The sequence below is a fragment of the Methylobacter sp. genome (assembly GCF_023227905.1).
In the GTDB taxonomy this organism is placed as follows: domain Bacteria; phylum Pseudomonadota; class Gammaproteobacteria; order Methylococcales; family Methylomonadaceae; genus Methylobacter_A.
In genome coordinates, this window is record NZ_JALOCF010000047.1 from 1 (window position 1) to 16,137 (window position 16,137).

Genomic DNA, 16,137 nt, shown 5'->3' on the forward strand with positions numbered 1-16,137 from the left:
TCCCGAACTCGGAAGTGAAACCGTTTAGCGCCGATGATAGTGTGGCACGTTGCCATGTGAAAGTAGGGAATCGCCAAGCGCTTTATCCAAAAACCCAGGACTCAAACCCCTGGGTTTTTTTTTGCCCAAGAAATCGCAGGGATTCCGTAGATGAGCTATGATGTCGCGGTTAAGCCGCGCGATAGATGGCACGCTAACCGCGCGAGCCATGTGAAAAAAGTCCTGGGCTGAGCGTGAATCGGGCGTAGGCGCTCACAATCCGGGGTTTGTCATTTGAAAAAACACGTAAGCTCCATTTTAAGAGTTTAATGGGCAGAGCCGTTGAGCCTGGAAAATAACATCGATAATGACGCTGAGTTTAGGCATGAAAATTAACAATTTTGATCCGGTTCAAACCATATTATTAAAAGGTCTAAACCTGATTGAAGCCAGCGCTGGAACAGGAAAAACCTATGCTATAGCGATGTTGGTGTTGCGTTTTGTGGTCGAACAAGGCATTGCGATTGAAAAATTGCTGGTGGTCACGTTTACCAAAGCGGCAACAGAAGAACTTAAAGACCGTGTGCGTTGCAGGTTGGCTGAAGCCAGACAGGCTTTGGATGGTCATACTGAAAATATTGATGACAATATTGTCAATTGGCTGGCTAATCTGGACGTAGAACCGGAACTGATCCAGCAACGCCTTCAAATGGCATTGCTGGATATAGACCAAGCCGGAATTTTTACCATTCATGGTTTCTGTCAACGCGTATTAAGAGAACATGCGTTGGAAAGCGGGCAATTATTCGATGCCGAATTAACCAGCGACTTGGCAGATATTAAACAGGCTTGCGCAGATGATTTCTGGCGCAAGCAGATCTACCAACGTCCAGCGTGGGAAGTCGAAGTATTAACAGGGGTCTTTAAAACCCCGGATGCATTGCTCGCCAGCATCGTTTCATTTCCCGGCAACGGCGCGCAAATTGAAGTTTATCCAGTTTGTGGTGGCTTGGATGACGCATTAAAAGAACTGCAGATGCAAGTGGACTTGGCAAAAGCATCCGCTGAAGTGTATGCACATGCTTTGCGTAGTTGCTTTGCAGACGAAAAATTCAAGACCGGTTATTCAGATACTTTTGACTATCACTATGGCGCATTAAATGCATGGCTGCATGGCGCCACCACATGCATTCCCGATGCAGAAGCATTTGTTTTGCTGACTGAAAACGGATTAATGGACGCTTTGCATGGCGGCAAATTCAGAGCCAATAAGACTCAGACCAGTGAGCAACGTAAAGCTGAATATCTAGCTGAATTGGCTATAGATACCTCCGCTTTCGATGCGTTGGCTTTGGCATTTAGACAAGTCGCCTTGGTATTTCGCAAATCCCTGCTCGATCACTTGCGTGAGGAACTGGATAAACACTTGCACCAGCTGAATGTGTTGTCGTTCGATGATTTAATCAGCCGTTTGTCTGAGGCGTTGCAAAACGAGAAAGGCGAATTGCTGGCAGCTGAATTGCAACAGCGTTTTGAAGTTGCCTTGATCGATGAATTTCAGGACACTGATGACAGCCAGTGGTTTATTTTTTCCTCGCTATTTGCCGCTCCCAGCCACTATTTATACCTAATCGGCGACCCCAAGCAGGCAATCTATAAATTTCGCGGTGCGGATATTTATTCCTACCTAAGTGCGCAACAACAGGCCGAGCATCAATTTACCTTGGGCAAAAACTGGCGTTCGCATCCGCAGTTGGTCGAGGCGGTGAACGCGTTGTTTCAAAGAGATCGGGCATTTTTGCTGGATGGCCTGGAGTTTATCAACGTAGAGCCTGGCTTGTTGGCAGATAACGGCGAATTGCACCATGCAGGACAGGTTGCTGCGCCGATGGTGCTGTGGCAATTACCGGAGGCTGACAGCAAAACAGGGTACTGGACGGCAGGCAAGGCGGCTGAGGAGATCAGGATTGCCGTTGTCAATGAAGTCATTGAACTACTGACTGGCGATTGCACCTTGCAACCGGTGAACCGGACCTTGCACCCCAAAGACATCGCCATTCTGGTAAGAACCAATACGCAGGCCAGGGAATATCAAGCGGCACTGCGCTTAGTCGGCATACCTTCTGTGCTAAACAGCACGGAGTCGGTTTTTGTTTCGCAGGAAGCGGCCGATTTATACAGCCTGTTGCAGGCCGTGGCTCACCCCGGTGACAGCGGACTGCTTAAACAAGCGCTGACGCTGGACTGGTTTGGTTTGGATGGACAAACGCTCTACCAGCTTATCAATAACGAAACCGAGCTTGATGCCTGGACGTCGCGGTTTCTCGACTATTTTCAGACTTGGCAACAAGCCGGATTGATGACGATGATGCAGCATTTGCTTCGTCAAGAAAAAATCAGGACCGGTATATCCAAAACGCTGATGGCGGAAAGGCAACTCACCAACCTGTATCATCTTATCGAGCTGGTACAACAGGCCGCCGTTGATGAGCATCTGGGCATCAATAAAACGCTGGACTGGCTGGGTAATGCGATTGTTAAAGCGAGCAGCGCTGAAGATCAGCAATTGCGTCTTGAAAGCGATGACGATGCGGTCAAAATTGTCACCATGCACCGATCTAAAGGCCTGGAATATTCAGTCGTTTTTTGCCCCTATCTTTGGCAGCGTAGCGATCGGTTAAACAGTGAGAAGCTGTTGATTAGATGTCATGAAAACGGCAGAACGATAGTCGATTTGGGGTCGGAAGATTTTGAACGATACCGCGAGATGGCATTAAAAGAAGAACTGGCCGAGGATTTGCGGGTATTTTACGTAGCGGTTACCCGCGCCAAATACCGTTGTTACATTGCTTGGGGCGATGTGCGGTCACAAGACACAGCAAACGATTCAGCAATGGCTTGGCTGCTTGAATTTGTGGATGCCGATTTTTCCGCGCAACAGGCAAGACTGCAAGCTTTACAGGATAAAGCCGCTTACCGGTTGCTAGAGGTGCCGGGCGAGTTAAACGGCCGTTATCAAAAAGCGGTTGCAGACACTCCATTACAGGCAAAAAAACGCAAGCGCTCACTATATACCACCTGGCAAATGAGCAGTTACACGGGTTTGTCGGCACTAAGCCTGCACGATGCGCCGGAGCTGCCGGAAGATAAGGCCGGAGAGCAAATGCTTATTGCCAAGTCCGAGCCCGGCAGCGCAGTAATGGAATTGCCCAGAGGTGCGCATACCGGTAATGTTGTGCATGATCTGCTTGAAAACAACGCGTTTATCGACTTGTCACGCCGCAAGGATATTGCTACGCAAAGGGACAAGGCTTGTCAACACTATGGCTTAAAACTGGAGCGGCCGGCTTTGCTTGATGAGCTATTGCAAGCTGTAGTCACAACGCCGCTGTCCGCAACCAATGCTGATTTTTGCCTGATGAATTTAGCGGATCATCAGTGCCTAAAGGAAATGCCGTTTTATTTATCCATGCAAGCGATGGATGCCGCGCAAATTAACCATATCTTGCAAGATACACCGGCTTTCCAGCCATTGACTGCCAAGCAGATGTGCGGTTATCTGACCGGATTTATCGATCTTATCTGCGCGTTTCCAGGTTCCGAGAGCCGTTATTACGTGATGGATTACAAAACCAATGCTCTTCCGGATTACAGCCCGGACAACTTAACCCATGCGATGCGCGAACATAACTACGGTCTGCAATACTGGATTTACACTGTCGTGCTGCATCGCTATTTGCAAACACGCTTGCCGGATTACGATTATGAAAACCATTTTGGAGGCGTGCGCTATTTATTCGTGCGCGGCATGAAGCCGGACCAGCCACTGAGCGGCGTTTATAAGGATAGGCCCGACCTGGAGCGGGTTGAAGCATTGGCGGCATTGTTTGGAGGTGTTAAATGACAGACGACTTGGATGCAGGAGAGCAGACCGTACCTAGATCGTTCAGTAGGCTGGACATGGCCTTTGCCAGTTTTCTTAGCCAGCGCACCCGCTTTGATCCCCTGCAAAAACAAGCTTTTGAAGCCATCGGAATGATGGCCTCTTACGAGCAAAACCAGGGACACAGTTGCATTAAAATAGACGACAATGCGCGAGCGTTGCTACTCGCTTCCGGACTGGTGGCAGCAACGCCGGACAATCAATCCAAGCCCTTACCGTTGGTTATAGAACAGGATCGCCTGTATCTGCACCGTTATTGGAATTATGAGAACCAGCTGGCGATGCAGGTCAAGGCGATGATTCAGGCCGAACATCCTGCCGAACAACTCGGCGCGATGTTGGATCGTTATTTCGAAGCGAGTGAAGAGACAGACGACCAGCGCGAGGCGGCCAAGATGGCAGTCCAGCAGTCGTTTTGCATCATTACCGGCGGGCCGGGAACCGGCAAAACCTTTACCGTCGTTAAAATTCTGGCGCTGTTGCAGGAATTGGCCGAACATCCGCTGCATATTGCCCTGGCGGCACCGACCGGAAAGGCCGCCATGCGTCTTCAGGAATCGATCGGTTTTAGCAAGGCGAAGCTGCCGTGTTCGGAGACAATAAAAAATCGCATCCCGGAAACAGTGACCACCTTGCATCGCCTGTTGGGTGCGATGCCGCCATCCCCGTATTTCCGGCATGACAGAAATAAACCGCTGGTTCATGACTTGGTCGTGGTTGATGAAGCGTCGATGGTCGATCTGGCCTTGATGAGCAAGCTGCTTGACGCCTTAAAACCCGGTGCGCGTCTAATCCTGCTGGGTGACAAGGATCAGCTGGCCTCGGTGGAATCCGGTGCGGTGTTAGCCGATTTAGCCATGGCGGAAACCCTGCAAAATAATGTTTATATCTTAAACAAATCGCATCGTTTCGGCGGCGCCATAAAAGAGCTGGCCGAGGCGGTCAACCTTCAGCGGGATCAGGTCGCCTGGCAAGTTTTATCCGGCGGAGGAGACAGCGCCGTGCAATGTCTCAATGAAGATTTAATCGATTATGTAGCGGCACAGCAAGCGGATTATTTGCAGCTGATTAAAGCCGATGCCGAATTTGATAAGGTTTTTCAGGCGTTTAGCCGATTTCAGGTGTTGTGTTCCAACCGGCAGGGAAAAAACAGCGTTGCCGACATCAATTATCGGGTTGAACAAAAGCTTGCCGAGCAAAAGCGGATTGATTTGTCAGGTTTATGGTATCCGGGGCGGCCGGTCATGGTCACGCAAAACAATCCGTCGCTGAATCTTTATAACGGCGATATCGGCATTTGCATGCAGGACGGTTTTTCCGCAGGAAAACTGATGGTCTATTTTCAACGTCCCGACGGCAGTGTTAAAAAATACCTGCCTGCGCGCGTGCCGCCCTGCGAAACCGTTTTTGCGATGACCATCCATAAAAGCCAGGGTTCTGAATTCGAGGAAGTGTTGATCGTGCTGCCCGAAGCCATCAATCCGGTGTTAACCAAAGAATTACTGTATACCGCAATTACCCGGGCAAAGAAAACCATCAAACTGGTGGCCGAAGAGGCGGTATTTGCCGAAACCGTCAGGCAAAAGATAGAAAGAGTTACCGGGTTGGTTGATAAGTTCAAAATCTGAGATGCGCTGGAAAAGCAACAGCTCCAGCATTGCCTACATAATCCGCAGGAACATGGTGGCCGCGGTTGCTCCATCCGTGGAGGTCAATACAAATATTGCGGCAAATACCTGTGCATAGGCAACACCGGTTCTCGCAGTCGCTCGAACCGGTTTATTCGAGGCCTACGCTCCTACGATCCCTTCATTTTCCTTTCCAGTTCTTCCTGGGTCAAATGCCGCACATCTTCGCCCTTGACCATGTAAATCAAATGTTCACAGATATTGCAGGCATGATCGCCGATTCTTTCCAGTGAACGGGCAATCCACAGCACATCCAGCATACGGGTAATGTTTCTCGGATCTTCCATCATCTTCGTAATCAGCTGGCGGATAATGCTGCCGTATTCGCGATCGACATTTTCATCCAGGCCGGTAATCGAGGTCACGTCTTCTACATTCATGCGCGCAAATACGTCCAGAGCGCCATGCAGCATGCCCTGAACCAGTTCCGCCATGTGTTCCAGCTCATAATATTGATCGCGTTTGCTGTCAGTGCTGGACAATTGGATTGCCATCTCGGCGATGCGTTCGGCCATGTCGCCGACGCGTTCAAGATCATTGACCACCTTGATGATCGTGATCAGCAATCTTAAATCGAATGCCGCAGGTTGCCTAAGGGCTAAAATCTGCATGCATTCCTGATCGATAGCCATTTCCAGCGCATCGACCTGATTGTCCTGTTTAATGACCAGCTCGGCCATTTCCATATCTCCGGTGGAAAAAGCCGTTACCGCCTGCTCTATCTGCTGCTCAACCAGCCCACCCATGGTTAAAACCTTGTTGCGCACGTCTTCCAGTTCTTTATTAAACTGGCCCGATATGTGCTGTCCTATCTTGCTGTTATCCATTGCCTGCTCCTGTTAGCCGTATCGACCGGTAATGTAATCTTCGGTCTGCTTTTTTCTTGGATTGGTAAACAACTCGCTGGTCGTACCCATCTCGATCAATTCGCCCATAAACATAAACGCCGTGTAGTCCGAAACCCGCGCGGCCTGTTGCATGTTATGCGTCACGATAACGATCGTGTATTTCTCTTTAAGCTCGTTGATCAGCTCTTCAATTTTTAAGGTTGAAATAGGGTCCAGCGCCGACGCCGGTTCATCTAGCAACAGTACTTCAGGTTCAATCGCAATTGCCCGGGCAATCACCAGACGCTGCTGCTGTCCGCCTGACAAGCCCAAGGCATTGTCATTCAGGCGGTCTTTGACTTCATCCCACAGCGCCGCGCCGCGCAGTGAATTTTCAACCGTTTCTTCCAAGATCCGCTTGTCGTTAATGCCCTGAATTCTAAGCCCGTACGTGACATTTTCAAAGATGGACTTGGGGAAAGGATTGGGCTTTTGAAACACCATGCCGACCCGTCTGCGCAGCGCAGCCACATTAACGGCCTTGTCATAGATATTTTCATTATCCAGCAGGATTTTGCCCTCGATAGTCACGTTATCGACCAGATCATTCATCCGGTTAATGCAACGCAGCAGTGTTGATTTGCCGCAGCCGCTGGGGCCGATGTAGGCGGTTACCTTTTTCTTGGGCATTTCCATGCTAACGTTGTGTAAGGCCTGTTTTTCTCCATAGAAAAGATTCAAATTTTCTACTTTGATGCAGGGCTCGTTCGGCTCATCCGTTCTTTTCTGATCGCGTAAAATCGAACTTACATCAATGGCATGTGTACGTGTGTGTTGTGCTGTCATTTGTTTAACCTTCCAGTGCCCGGTATTTTTCTCGCAGATGGTTTCTGATTAAAATGGCCGATAAATTCAGCCCAATAATGACCAGTACCAACAGTAATGATGTCGCATAAACCAAGGGTCTCGCCGCCTCAACATTCGGGCTTTGAAAGCCGACATCATAGATATGAAATCCTAAATGCATAAATTTTCTGTCTAAATGCAAAAACGGATAATTGCCGTCCAGCGGCAATGTGGGCGCCAGTTTAACCACGCCCACCAGCATCAACGGCGCCACTTCGCCCGCCGCCCGCGCTACCGCCAGAATCAATCCGGTCATCATCGCAGGGCTTGCCATCGGCAATACGGTCAGCCATAAGGTTTCCAGTTTGGTAGCGCCCAGCGCCAGACTGCCTTCGCGGATGGATCTGGGAATGCGCGCCAAACCTTCTTCTGTTGAAACAATGACCACCGGCAAGGTCAGCAACGCCAGCGTGATGGATGCCCACAGCAAGCCCGGCGTGCCGAAGACCGGCGCAGGGGCCGCTTCCGGAAAAAACAGATGATCGATGTTGCCGCCGAGGATATAGACGAAAAAGCCCAAGCCGAATACGCCGTAAACAATGGAAGGTACGCCGGCCAGATTGTTAACTGAAATCCTGATCAAGCGGGTGATAAAACCCTGTTTGGCATATTCCCGCAAATAGACCGCCGCAATAACGCCAAACGGGGTCACGATAACCGACATCATCATCACCATCAGGACGGTACCGAAAATAGCCGGGAAAATTCCCCCTTCAGTATTGGCCTCACGCGGCTCGTCGGTTAAAAATTCAACCACCTTAACGCCATAATGCACGGTTTTATCGAACATGCTCATAGTGTTCGGCTGGAAAACCCTGACCACTTTGTTTAAAGGTATTTCTACTTCAGTGCCGTTTTCAGTCTTTGCGACCAGGCTATCCCGCCTTATTTGTTGGTACAGCCCGCTTAATTGCACTTGATATTGTTTATATTCAGCTTCCAGTTCGGCTTTTTCAGAAGCCATCTGTTGTTCTGCTGTCGCATCCCAGCGATTTTCCAGCTGCAATTTCTTCTGTTTAAGCCGTAATTGTTCCAGGCTGTAGTTAATTGAGCCGACTTCCTTTTTTTCCAGATGAGCTATTTTCTCAAAAACGGATAAAGCTTCATCGATCCTGGCCTGAACAGCAGGCCAAGCTTGATCGCCTTCAGCGATAATATTGCCGTTCTCCTTAACCGCAGTCAGTCGGCCGTAAAAATTACCCCATTCGCGGCGCTCGATCACTATCAGCTCGGCAGGAGTCTGTTGCTGCCTGATATTGCGTTCCAGTATCCAGCGAAAATCGGTGCCGGTAATGTCCCGGTTGCCGACTTTAATCAGGTATTGCACCAGGGTATCTTCGTCATCAGCCATGACATGGCCGGATGATTTGGCCATCGCGGCCGGGGTAATGCTGGTATCGACATGTTCACCGATAATTGTCTGGATCTCCCCATTTGTTTCCTGGTAGCTGAACTGTACAACTTCGGACGGCCAGAAGTGCCCCGCTCCGCGTACCAAAATCAAGCCCAGTACGCCAATCACCATAATAAGGCTGGCACTGACTGCCGCTGCATTGAGCCATACCCAGGGAGTACCGCTTTTAAACCATAATCTGATCATAATGAGCTGTATTTTTCACGTAAGCGCTGACGAATGACTTCGGCCAGCGTATTAAAAACAAAGGTAAACATAAACAACACCAGAGCCGCTAAAAACAAGACCCGGTAATGCGTACTGTCTACTTCCGATTCAGGCATTTCCACGGCAATGTTTGCAGCCAGGGTGCGCAAGCCCTGGAAAACGCTTAAATCCATCACCGGCGTATTGCCCGTTGCCATTAATACAATCATGGTCTCTCCGACTGCACGGCCGAAACCGATCATAATGGCGGAAAAAATTCCCGGACTTGCGGTCAACAGCACAACCCGGGTCATGGTCTGCCAGGGCGTAGCGCCCAGTGCCAAAGAACCGACGGTCAAGTGTTTGGGTACGCTGAAAATGGCATCTTCAGCGATTGAAAAAATAGTCGGAATAACCGCAAAGCCCATCGCCACACCGACAACCAAAGCATTGCGTTGGTCGTAGCCTATGCCCAGTTCAGCCTTGAACCAGTCGCGCAGGGTACCGTGGAACAAAAACGTTTCCAAAGGCACGCTCACCTTAAAGGCAAACCATCCGCTCAGCAAAATGACTGGAATCAATATCGCCGCGTCCCAGCCTGCCGGGAGATTATGGGCAATGGTCTTAGGGATAAATTGCCAAGCGAAGGCAAACAGCAAGACGCCGATAGGGACAATTATCAGCATGGCAAAAAAACCGGCCAGATTCTCTTCCAGAAACGGTGCCAGCCAAAGACCGGCAAGAAATCCCAAAATAACCGTTGGCAATGCGCCCATGATTTCAATCGAGGGCTTCACGTACTGGCGCATCTGCGGAGCCATAAAGTAGGCCGTGTAAATCGCTCCCATCAGCGCCAGCGGGATGGCAACCAACATGGCATAAAACGCCGCCTTCAATGTGCCGAAAACCAGCGGCGTTAAGCTGTATTTAGGCTCAAAATCATTGTTTGCCGAAGAAGATTGCCAGATGTAATCGGGTTTCGGATAGCTCTCATACCAGACTTTCTGCCAAAGCGATTTGATCGAAACTTCGGGATGCTCATTATCGATATGCCAGAAATGCATTTTGCCGTCTGCTGACTGCATCAACAACGCATTGGCTCTTGGCGATAACACCGCTGCGCTTGGCAAGGCATCGCTGACGCGCTCTTTAATCATTTCCCGTTCGGCGGTTGAATGATAAATGCCCATGATCCCGTCGGCATCGGTAGTCATAAAGCCTTTGCGGCGCTGTTCGGAATTGATCGCAACGACCGCTTTATCAGACACTTTAAAGGATCTGATCTTTTGCATGGCAGGACGGTTCAAATTGTCCTTAACCATGCTCCATTGCGAAACCAGGCCGCTGGAATCGCCGATCATCAGTGAAATATCGCCATTTAAAAAAGCCACGCTGGTGATTTTTTGACCGGCGTCAACCACATTCTGCTGTTGCCTGATAGACGGGCTGCCCTTGTCGGAAATATTAAAAAAACCCAACTGTCCGTCATTGCTGATCAGGTACAGATTAGACTCGTCCTTATCGATTAAGATATCCGCAATGCCTGCTGCCGATTGTTCCAGAATTGAATCCGTACGCGTTAAGGCAGCCTCATCGGCAAATAAGGATTGTTCTTTTTGAAAATTAATTAAGCGGACTTTACCGGGGCCTTGTGGGGTATCGGCTGTTTTTGCGGCTATCGTCGTCGCATTCTCGCCCACTTTAACCGCGATTTTTTCCAAAGCTGCGCCGGACTCTTCCAGCACCAAAGGTTGCTCACCCAACGGGTATTTAAGCGATGGAGTGATAGCCCGTTTATTGTTTGGATAAGTGACTTTGTATTGATGTTTAACGATGACGGCCCGGCCATCGGATAAACCGTAAATAACGGCGCCCTCATTGATAGGGCTGCCTTGCGCAAAGCTGGTGATATGCGCGCCCTCAGGTATTGCCACGGCTTGCGTCAATACGGTTTTGCCGGTAGCGGCCTCAAAAAACACCACTTGCCCGCTATCGGTAAACCGGGCCGCCATCTCATTTTGCTCTTCCATCTCCAGCAACAAGGTGTTGCCCAGCGCCTGCTCCGGCACGGCGTATTCACTGACCGGCTCCGCGGAAGCTGATATAAACAGCGGATAAACCACATACAGTAAATAAAAGAAAATCAGTACGATTGCGACGATCACACTCAGGCCGCCTATCTTCACACCATAGCGAGCTAAGATATCTTTTATGAGCCGCCAGCGCTGGTAATATTCGCCAGAACCGATTTTTATGGATCGCGTAGAACCCATCGATAACTGCTCCCTGCATTGCTCTGTCTCGGCAACCGCTCCTGTATCTTTGCTGTCGTCCTGCATCCTTGCAGTCGTACCGGTTGCGACACTTTCATCGTCTGTGGCGGTCGAAGGGGGGTGTTTTTTGGGAATGTTTATTTCTGACATGCTGGAGATACGAGAAATTAAATGTGGTTATGATATAACAAAAAAACAACAATACGGCTGGGATTCGTCTTGCGAATCCCAGCCGTATTGTTGTCCGATGTGCTTTACCTCTGAGGGGGAGGATAACACCAACAGTAGGCGCTTTTAGGCGACACATTAAAAATCAACATCCCTGTTACGCATCCTTGCGCAACATCAAATCCAATCCTTAATCTTTTATTTAAGAGTGGCCAGTACCTTGTCAACAACTTTAGCAGGCAGAGGAATATAGCCGTCTTTTATAACCACTTGCTGGCCGGTTTTGGACAGTACCATTTTGATAAACTCATTGTCTAACGGTGCCAGCGGTTGGTTTGGCTTCTTGTTGACATAAATATACAAGTAGCGTGTCAAAGGATAGGTGCCGGCAACTGCATTTTCGGTCTTTGTATCAACAAAAGTCTTGCTGCCTTTTTTTGCCAAAGCCACCATCTTGACGCCAGATGTTGTATAACCCAAGCCGGAGTAACCGATACCGTTAACCGATGAAGTGACTGATTGAACTACGGAGGCTGAACCAGGTTGTTCATTTACGTTGTTTTTGAAGTCGCCTTTGCATAAAGCGTGTTCTTTAAAATAACCGTAAGTGCCGGAAACCGAGTTACGTCCGTATAACTGGATGCTTTTTGAGCCCCAGGCGGTAACGCCTGCGTCGCCCCATGTTTCAATGCTCTTTTCGCCGCCGCATTTATTGGTAGAAGAAAAAATCGCATCGACTTGTTCCATGGTTAAGCCCTTAACCGGGTTGTCCTTGTTAACCATAACCGCTAATGCGTCGACAGCGACCGGGATAGCGGTAGGCTTATAGCCGTATTTACTTTCGAAGGCTTCGAGTTCGTCATCCTTCATTTCGCGGCTCATAGGGCCGAGGTTTGACGTGCCTTCGGTCAGCGCAGGAGGCGCAGTGGAAGAGCCGGCAGCCTGAATTTGAATGTTGACGTTGGGATAAGCTCGGTTGAATTCTTCAGCCCATAAAGTCATCAGGTTGGCCAACGTATCGGAACCGACGCTGGACAGGTTGCCGGAAATGCCGCTGGCTTTTTGGTATTCGGGAATCCCAGCGTCAACAGTTTGTACGGCGCCTGCAACGCTGCTGGTTAATGCCGCAATACCAAAACCCATCGCAGTAATCAGCGATTTAGTTTTAAATAGTTTCATGATCAAGCCTCCAAATAATTTAAAGTAGCGCTATTATCTAAATACAATATGACAGGAGTATTACAGCGCATTTTTTGCTATGCTCGGCTTGCGATACAAGATAGCCGTTTGCAGGAACAATTGCTTTTTGCAGTCGGAGTTATGTCAGTCAACTCCTATTCTGTGTCATCAAAAATTAATACTGGCCTGTTACGCTTAATGGTTTAGCGATCAGATCAGTTCTTAACTTACATGCATGGAAAAATATGACCTTAGAATTTGAACTTCCTGCGAATTTAACGGCTGAACAGTTTATTGCCGGACTAAGTCATAAGGTAAGCATACAAACGATTTCAAGACGGTCTTCCTGCAAAACTTATTATGACAGCTTTGACTGGCGTTTGTACTCAAGCGATATCACTTGCGAGTTTAATCAAACAAGTTCCGCTTCATCCTTAACGTTAAAATCGTTTAAAAGTGGATTAGTTGTCGGTTCCGAGCTTAACAAGGTTCCTTTATTCAGCAAAGAATTCGAGCCCGGATTAATACGCGACACACTGGCTCCGCTGTTGGAAATGCGCGCATTGTTATCTGTATGTACTCTCGATTGTTACATTTATCATCTGAATGTTACTAATAAAGATGAGAAGATCATACTCCGGCTGGTAATCGAGGAATACAACCAGTTCAATAACCGTGTTTTGTTGCAACCGGTAAAAGGCTACGATAAGGCCGCTAAACATATTGTTAAGATATTGACCGCGACATTGGGCTTAACCGCTACAGATAACCCCATTCTGTTAACAGCCCTGCAATCCCAGGGGCGCAAGCCTAAAGATTATTCGTCAAAGCTGAATATCAATCTGGACCCTGATATGCGCGCCGATATTGCCGGCAAGTATATTTACAGCCACCTGCTAAAAGCCATCAAGGCCAACCAGCAGGGCACTATTGCGAACACCGACAGCGAATTTTTGCACGACTTCAGGGTTGCGGTCAGAAGAACCCGTGCCGGACTCAGCCAGATTAAAGGCATACTGCCTGCCGACATCAGCGCCTATTATGTCGATTTTTTCTCCTGGCTGGGTCAGATCACCGGGCCAACCCGGGACCTGGATGTTTATCTGCTGAATTTTGAGCGTTACAAAGACAGCCTGCCGACTTCAATCAGGGAAGACATCCATCCTTTATATGACTTTTTGCTTGCCAAGCAGCAAAAAGCCCGCAAGGAGTTGGCAAAAAAACTTCAATCCCCCAAGTATCTGTCTACCCTGGCTGAATGGGAGCAATATCTAAAAGAGCCCTCATACAGCAAACCGCTTGAGCAAAATGCCAGGCTGACCATTAAAGAACTGGCGGACCGGAGAATATGGAAGGTCTTTACCCGTGTGCTGGAGGAGGGTGATGCAATTACCGACTTATCGCCGTCTGAGGCATTACATGACTTAAGAAAAACCTGTAAAAAACTGCGCTATTTAATGGAGTTCTTCCAAAGCCTTTATCCGGAGCAGCAAATAAAGGGCCTGGTTAAAAGCCTGAAAGGGCTTCAGGAAGTTTTGGGCGACTTTCAGGATTATGCCGTTCAAGAGCAAAGCCTGAAATTGTTTAGCGAAGAAATGATGGCGCTTAATACGTCCGCCAATACCTTTTTAGCTATGGGCGTGCTAGTCCAGGAGCTTGATGCTCATAAATGCCGTGCCCGCAAAGACTTTGCATCATGCTTTGAGAACTTTAAACAGGAACAAAACCGGTCGGCCTTTAAATTGCTTTTTGCTCCGTCAAAGTCACACAGCCATCCGCATTGAGCGTATGGATACATCTACCCGATATTATTGTATTATTTATGGGCGAGGTTACTTTCAGGGATAGTTCAGCGTTAGTAGATTAGGATCCGTGCCGCGATTAACAGATGATGGCTGCATGGGCAGATATAATGCTTTCTGCAAAATCCGCATTCCCGCATCTTTGCAGGTCATGTAATAGATAGTGCAATGCAGGAAGCAATTGCCGGCACATGTAGCGGTGCGTCGAATATAAAATTTAACGCCAGAACAATCGGTTTTTAAACTTAAGCCTAGACTTATAAAGGTTAAATATAATGAGTAAATTCAAGCTAATAATGGTTTTTTTATTGACAATGCTAATTGTGGGTTGTGCTGGAGGCGCTAAACATGAAAGCACTGGGGAATATCTGGATGATTCTGTGTTGACCACCAAGGTTCAGGCGTCAATACTGGGTGATTCCAGGCTTAAATTGATGCAAATCAACGTAGAAACTTTTAAGGGCGTTGTGCAGCTAAGCGGGTTTGTGGATTCAGCAGCCGCAGCCACCAGAGCGGTGGAATTGGCAAGAACGGTTAAAGGCGTCAAGACAGTTAACAACAGCTTGATTGTAAAGCAGTAGAAATTGCCTGACCCACAAGGACGTGGTGAAAGCGTTTGCTCCAACAGTCTTTTCTATATAGCGTTAGCCCGGCTTATATCAGGTTAACGCCAGCTCATGCTCATCCAGTTCAAATTGCGTTATAGCGGCCGCGTCGGCGTCTTTGGCCGGTGGTTGGTCTGCTTCGGCAACAGATGCATCCATGCAGTCATCATTTTGCGCATACAGCAAATCCATAATTTCAGGGCTTAATGCAAAGTCGAAGCTGACGTTAAGCTCGTCGAGTCCGGCATCTTGTCCCGGTAAAAATTGCCGCGCCTTGGCCGTGACCCAATTGATAATCATCGCAATGCCTTTTCGTTTATTAAGATCAGGCCGATTATGCGACATTACAATTAAATTTATATGACAGGTAGATGACAATAATGTGACATTAAAGTTTCAGCGGCTTTCGAACTAAGTCGGACGGAGCATGTTACCGTCCCACCTGTTCAGAACGCTGCAAGTTAGACCTTCCAGGTTTTACGACTGCCATGGATGGCTCCAGTAAAAACCTGGAAGGTCTGCCTAACGACAGTCCGGTTCGACACGTCTAATCCAGCATTCCCGCTTGAATAATAAACTCTTCAACCGCTTTAAGACCTTGTTTGGTCTTTAAATTGGTAAACACAAACGGCCGCTCTCCCCGCATTTTTCGTGCATCCTGATCCATGACTTCCAGCGATGCGCCGACATAAGGCGCTAAATCGATTTTGTTGATGACCAGCAAATCCGAACGGGTAATGCCCGGCCCGCCTTTACGCGGGATTTTGTCGCCTGCCGATACGTCGATCACGTAAATCGTCAGGTCGGCCAGCTCCGGACTGAATGTCGCGCTGAGATTATCGCCGCCGCTTTCGACCATGATAAAGTCCAAATTTTCAAAACGCTGGCTTAATTCATCGACCGCCGCCAGATTCATCGACGCATCTTCCCGAATCGCTGTATGCGGACAGCCGCCGGTTTCGACGCCCACGATGCGTTCCTCCGGCAGCGCCTGGCTGCGAATCAAAAACTGCTGATCTTCCTTGGTGTAAATGTCATTGGTCACCACGCCGATTTCAAAATTATCGCGCATTTGCTTGCATAACGCGTCTACCAACGCCGTTTTACCGGAACCGACCGGACCGCCGATACCTACTCTTAATATCTGTTTAGCACTCATACAACTCC

11 protein-coding genes are annotated in these 16,137 nt (G+C 48.7%); 4 read left to right on the forward strand and 7 right to left on the reverse strand.

Going from position 1 to position 16,137, the window contains the following annotated elements:
• Positions 1 to 364 precede the first annotated feature (364 nt).
• Positions 365 to 3,883: an exodeoxyribonuclease V subunit beta gene (recB, locus tag M0R47_RS16420; protein ID WP_292556766.1), complete on the forward strand. Its 3,519-nt coding sequence runs from the start codon at positions 365 to 367 to the stop codon at positions 3,881 to 3,883.
• Complete coding sequence (gene recD, locus M0R47_RS16425) at positions 3,880 to 5,550, forward strand: exodeoxyribonuclease V subunit alpha (protein WP_292556768.1); 1,671 nt, start codon at positions 3,880 to 3,882, stop codon at positions 5,548 to 5,550. The genes recB and recD overlap by 4 nt, the downstream gene beginning before the upstream one ends.
• A 170-nt stretch (positions 5,551 to 5,720) precedes the next feature.
• Here the strand turns inward: recD and phoU are convergent, their stop codons facing one another.
• The 5 genes from phoU to M0R47_RS16450 all read right to left on the reverse strand — a co-directional run bounded on the left by phoU (position 5,721) and on the right by M0R47_RS16450 (position 12,563).
• Positions 5,721 to 6,437 (reverse strand): phosphate signaling complex protein PhoU, encoded by a 717-nt coding sequence (gene phoU, locus M0R47_RS16430; RefSeq protein WP_292556769.1) that lies wholly within the window; start codon positions 6,435 to 6,437, stop codon positions 5,721 to 5,723.
• A 12-nt stretch (positions 6,438 to 6,449) separates the two neighbouring features.
• Positions 6,450 to 7,283 (reverse strand): phosphate ABC transporter ATP-binding protein PstB, encoded by an 834-nt coding sequence (gene pstB / locus M0R47_RS16435; RefSeq protein WP_292556771.1) that lies wholly within the window; start codon positions 7,281 to 7,283, stop codon positions 6,450 to 6,452.
• Positions 7,284 to 7,287: 4 nt separating this feature from the next.
• Positions 7,288 to 8,943, reverse strand: coding sequence for a phosphate ABC transporter permease PstA (gene pstA, locus M0R47_RS16440; protein WP_292556773.1), 1,656 nt, complete (start codon positions 8,941 to 8,943; stop codon positions 7,288 to 7,290).
• Entirely contained in the window at positions 8,940 to 11,216 is a 2,277-nt protein-coding gene (locus tag M0R47_RS16445) for an ABC transporter permease subunit (RefSeq protein ID WP_292556815.1), read from the reverse strand. Before M0R47_RS16445 ends, pstA begins: the two co-directional genes overlap by 4 nt.
• 366 nt (positions 11,217 to 11,582) lie before the next feature.
• A complete protein-coding gene (locus M0R47_RS16450) occupies positions 11,583 to 12,563 on the reverse strand; it encodes a phosphate ABC transporter substrate-binding protein PstS family protein (RefSeq protein WP_292556775.1) in 981 nt (326 codons plus the stop codon).
• A 245-nt stretch (positions 12,564 to 12,808) separates the two neighbouring features.
• On the opposite strand from M0R47_RS16450, the gene M0R47_RS16455 reads away from it, so the two are divergent.
• Positions 12,809 to 14,347 (forward strand): CHAD domain-containing protein, encoded by a 1,539-nt coding sequence (locus M0R47_RS16455; RefSeq protein WP_292556777.1) that lies wholly within the window; start codon positions 12,809 to 12,811, stop codon positions 14,345 to 14,347.
• A 293-nt stretch (positions 14,348 to 14,640) separates the two neighbouring features.
• Positions 14,641 to 14,946 (forward strand): BON domain-containing protein, encoded by a 306-nt coding sequence (locus M0R47_RS16460; protein WP_292556779.1) that lies wholly within the window; start codon positions 14,641 to 14,643, stop codon positions 14,944 to 14,946.
• A gap of 78 nt (positions 14,947 to 15,024) precedes the next feature.
• Here the strand turns inward: M0R47_RS16460 and M0R47_RS16465 are convergent, their stop codons facing one another.
• Both M0R47_RS16465 and ureG read right to left on the reverse strand, forming a co-directional pair.
• Positions 15,025 to 15,270 carry a hypothetical protein gene (locus M0R47_RS16465; RefSeq protein ID WP_292556781.1) on the reverse strand — a complete coding sequence of 82 codons (246 nt, stop codon included), beginning with the start codon at positions 15,268 to 15,270 and terminating at the stop codon, positions 15,025 to 15,027.
• A 247-nt stretch (positions 15,271 to 15,517) separates the two neighbouring features.
• Positions 15,518 to 16,129, reverse strand: coding sequence for an urease accessory protein UreG (gene ureG, locus M0R47_RS16470; RefSeq protein WP_292556783.1), 612 nt, complete (start codon positions 16,127 to 16,129; stop codon positions 15,518 to 15,520).
• Positions 16,130 to 16,137 lie beyond the last annotated feature (8 nt).

Coding starts and splice junctions, on each gene's coding strand:
- recB (WP_292556766.1), top strand. CDS start 365: ATGAAAATTAACAATTTTGATCCGGTTCAAACCATATTATTAAAAGGT.
- recD (WP_292556768.1), top strand. CDS start 3,880: ATGACAGACGACTTGGATGCAGGAGAGCAGACCGTACCTAGATCGTTC.
- phoU (WP_292556769.1), bottom strand. CDS start 6,437: ATGGATAACAGCAAGATAGGACAGCACATATCGGGCCAGTTTAATAAA.
- pstB (WP_292556771.1), bottom strand. CDS start 7,283: ATGACAGCACAACACACACGTACACATGCCATTGATGTAAGTTCGATT.
- pstA (WP_292556773.1), bottom strand. CDS start 8,943: ATGATCAGATTATGGTTTAAAAGCGGTACTCCCTGGGTATGGCTCAAT.
- M0R47_RS16445 (WP_292556815.1), bottom strand. CDS start 11,216: ATGGGTTCTACGCGATCCATAAAAATCGGTTCTGGCGAATATTACCAG.
- M0R47_RS16450 (WP_292556775.1), bottom strand. CDS start 12,563: ATGAAACTATTTAAAACTAAATCGCTGATTACTGCGATGGGTTTTGGT.
- M0R47_RS16455 (WP_292556777.1), top strand. CDS start 12,809: ATGACCTTAGAATTTGAACTTCCTGCGAATTTAACGGCTGAACAGTTT.
- M0R47_RS16460 (WP_292556779.1), top strand. CDS start 14,641: ATGAGTAAATTCAAGCTAATAATGGTTTTTTTATTGACAATGCTAATT.
- M0R47_RS16465 (WP_292556781.1), bottom strand. CDS start 15,270: ATGATTATCAATTGGGTCACGGCCAAGGCGCGGCAATTTTTACCGGGA.
- ureG (WP_292556783.1), bottom strand. CDS start 16,129: ATGAGTGCTAAACAGATATTAAGAGTAGGTATCGGCGGTCCGGTCGGT.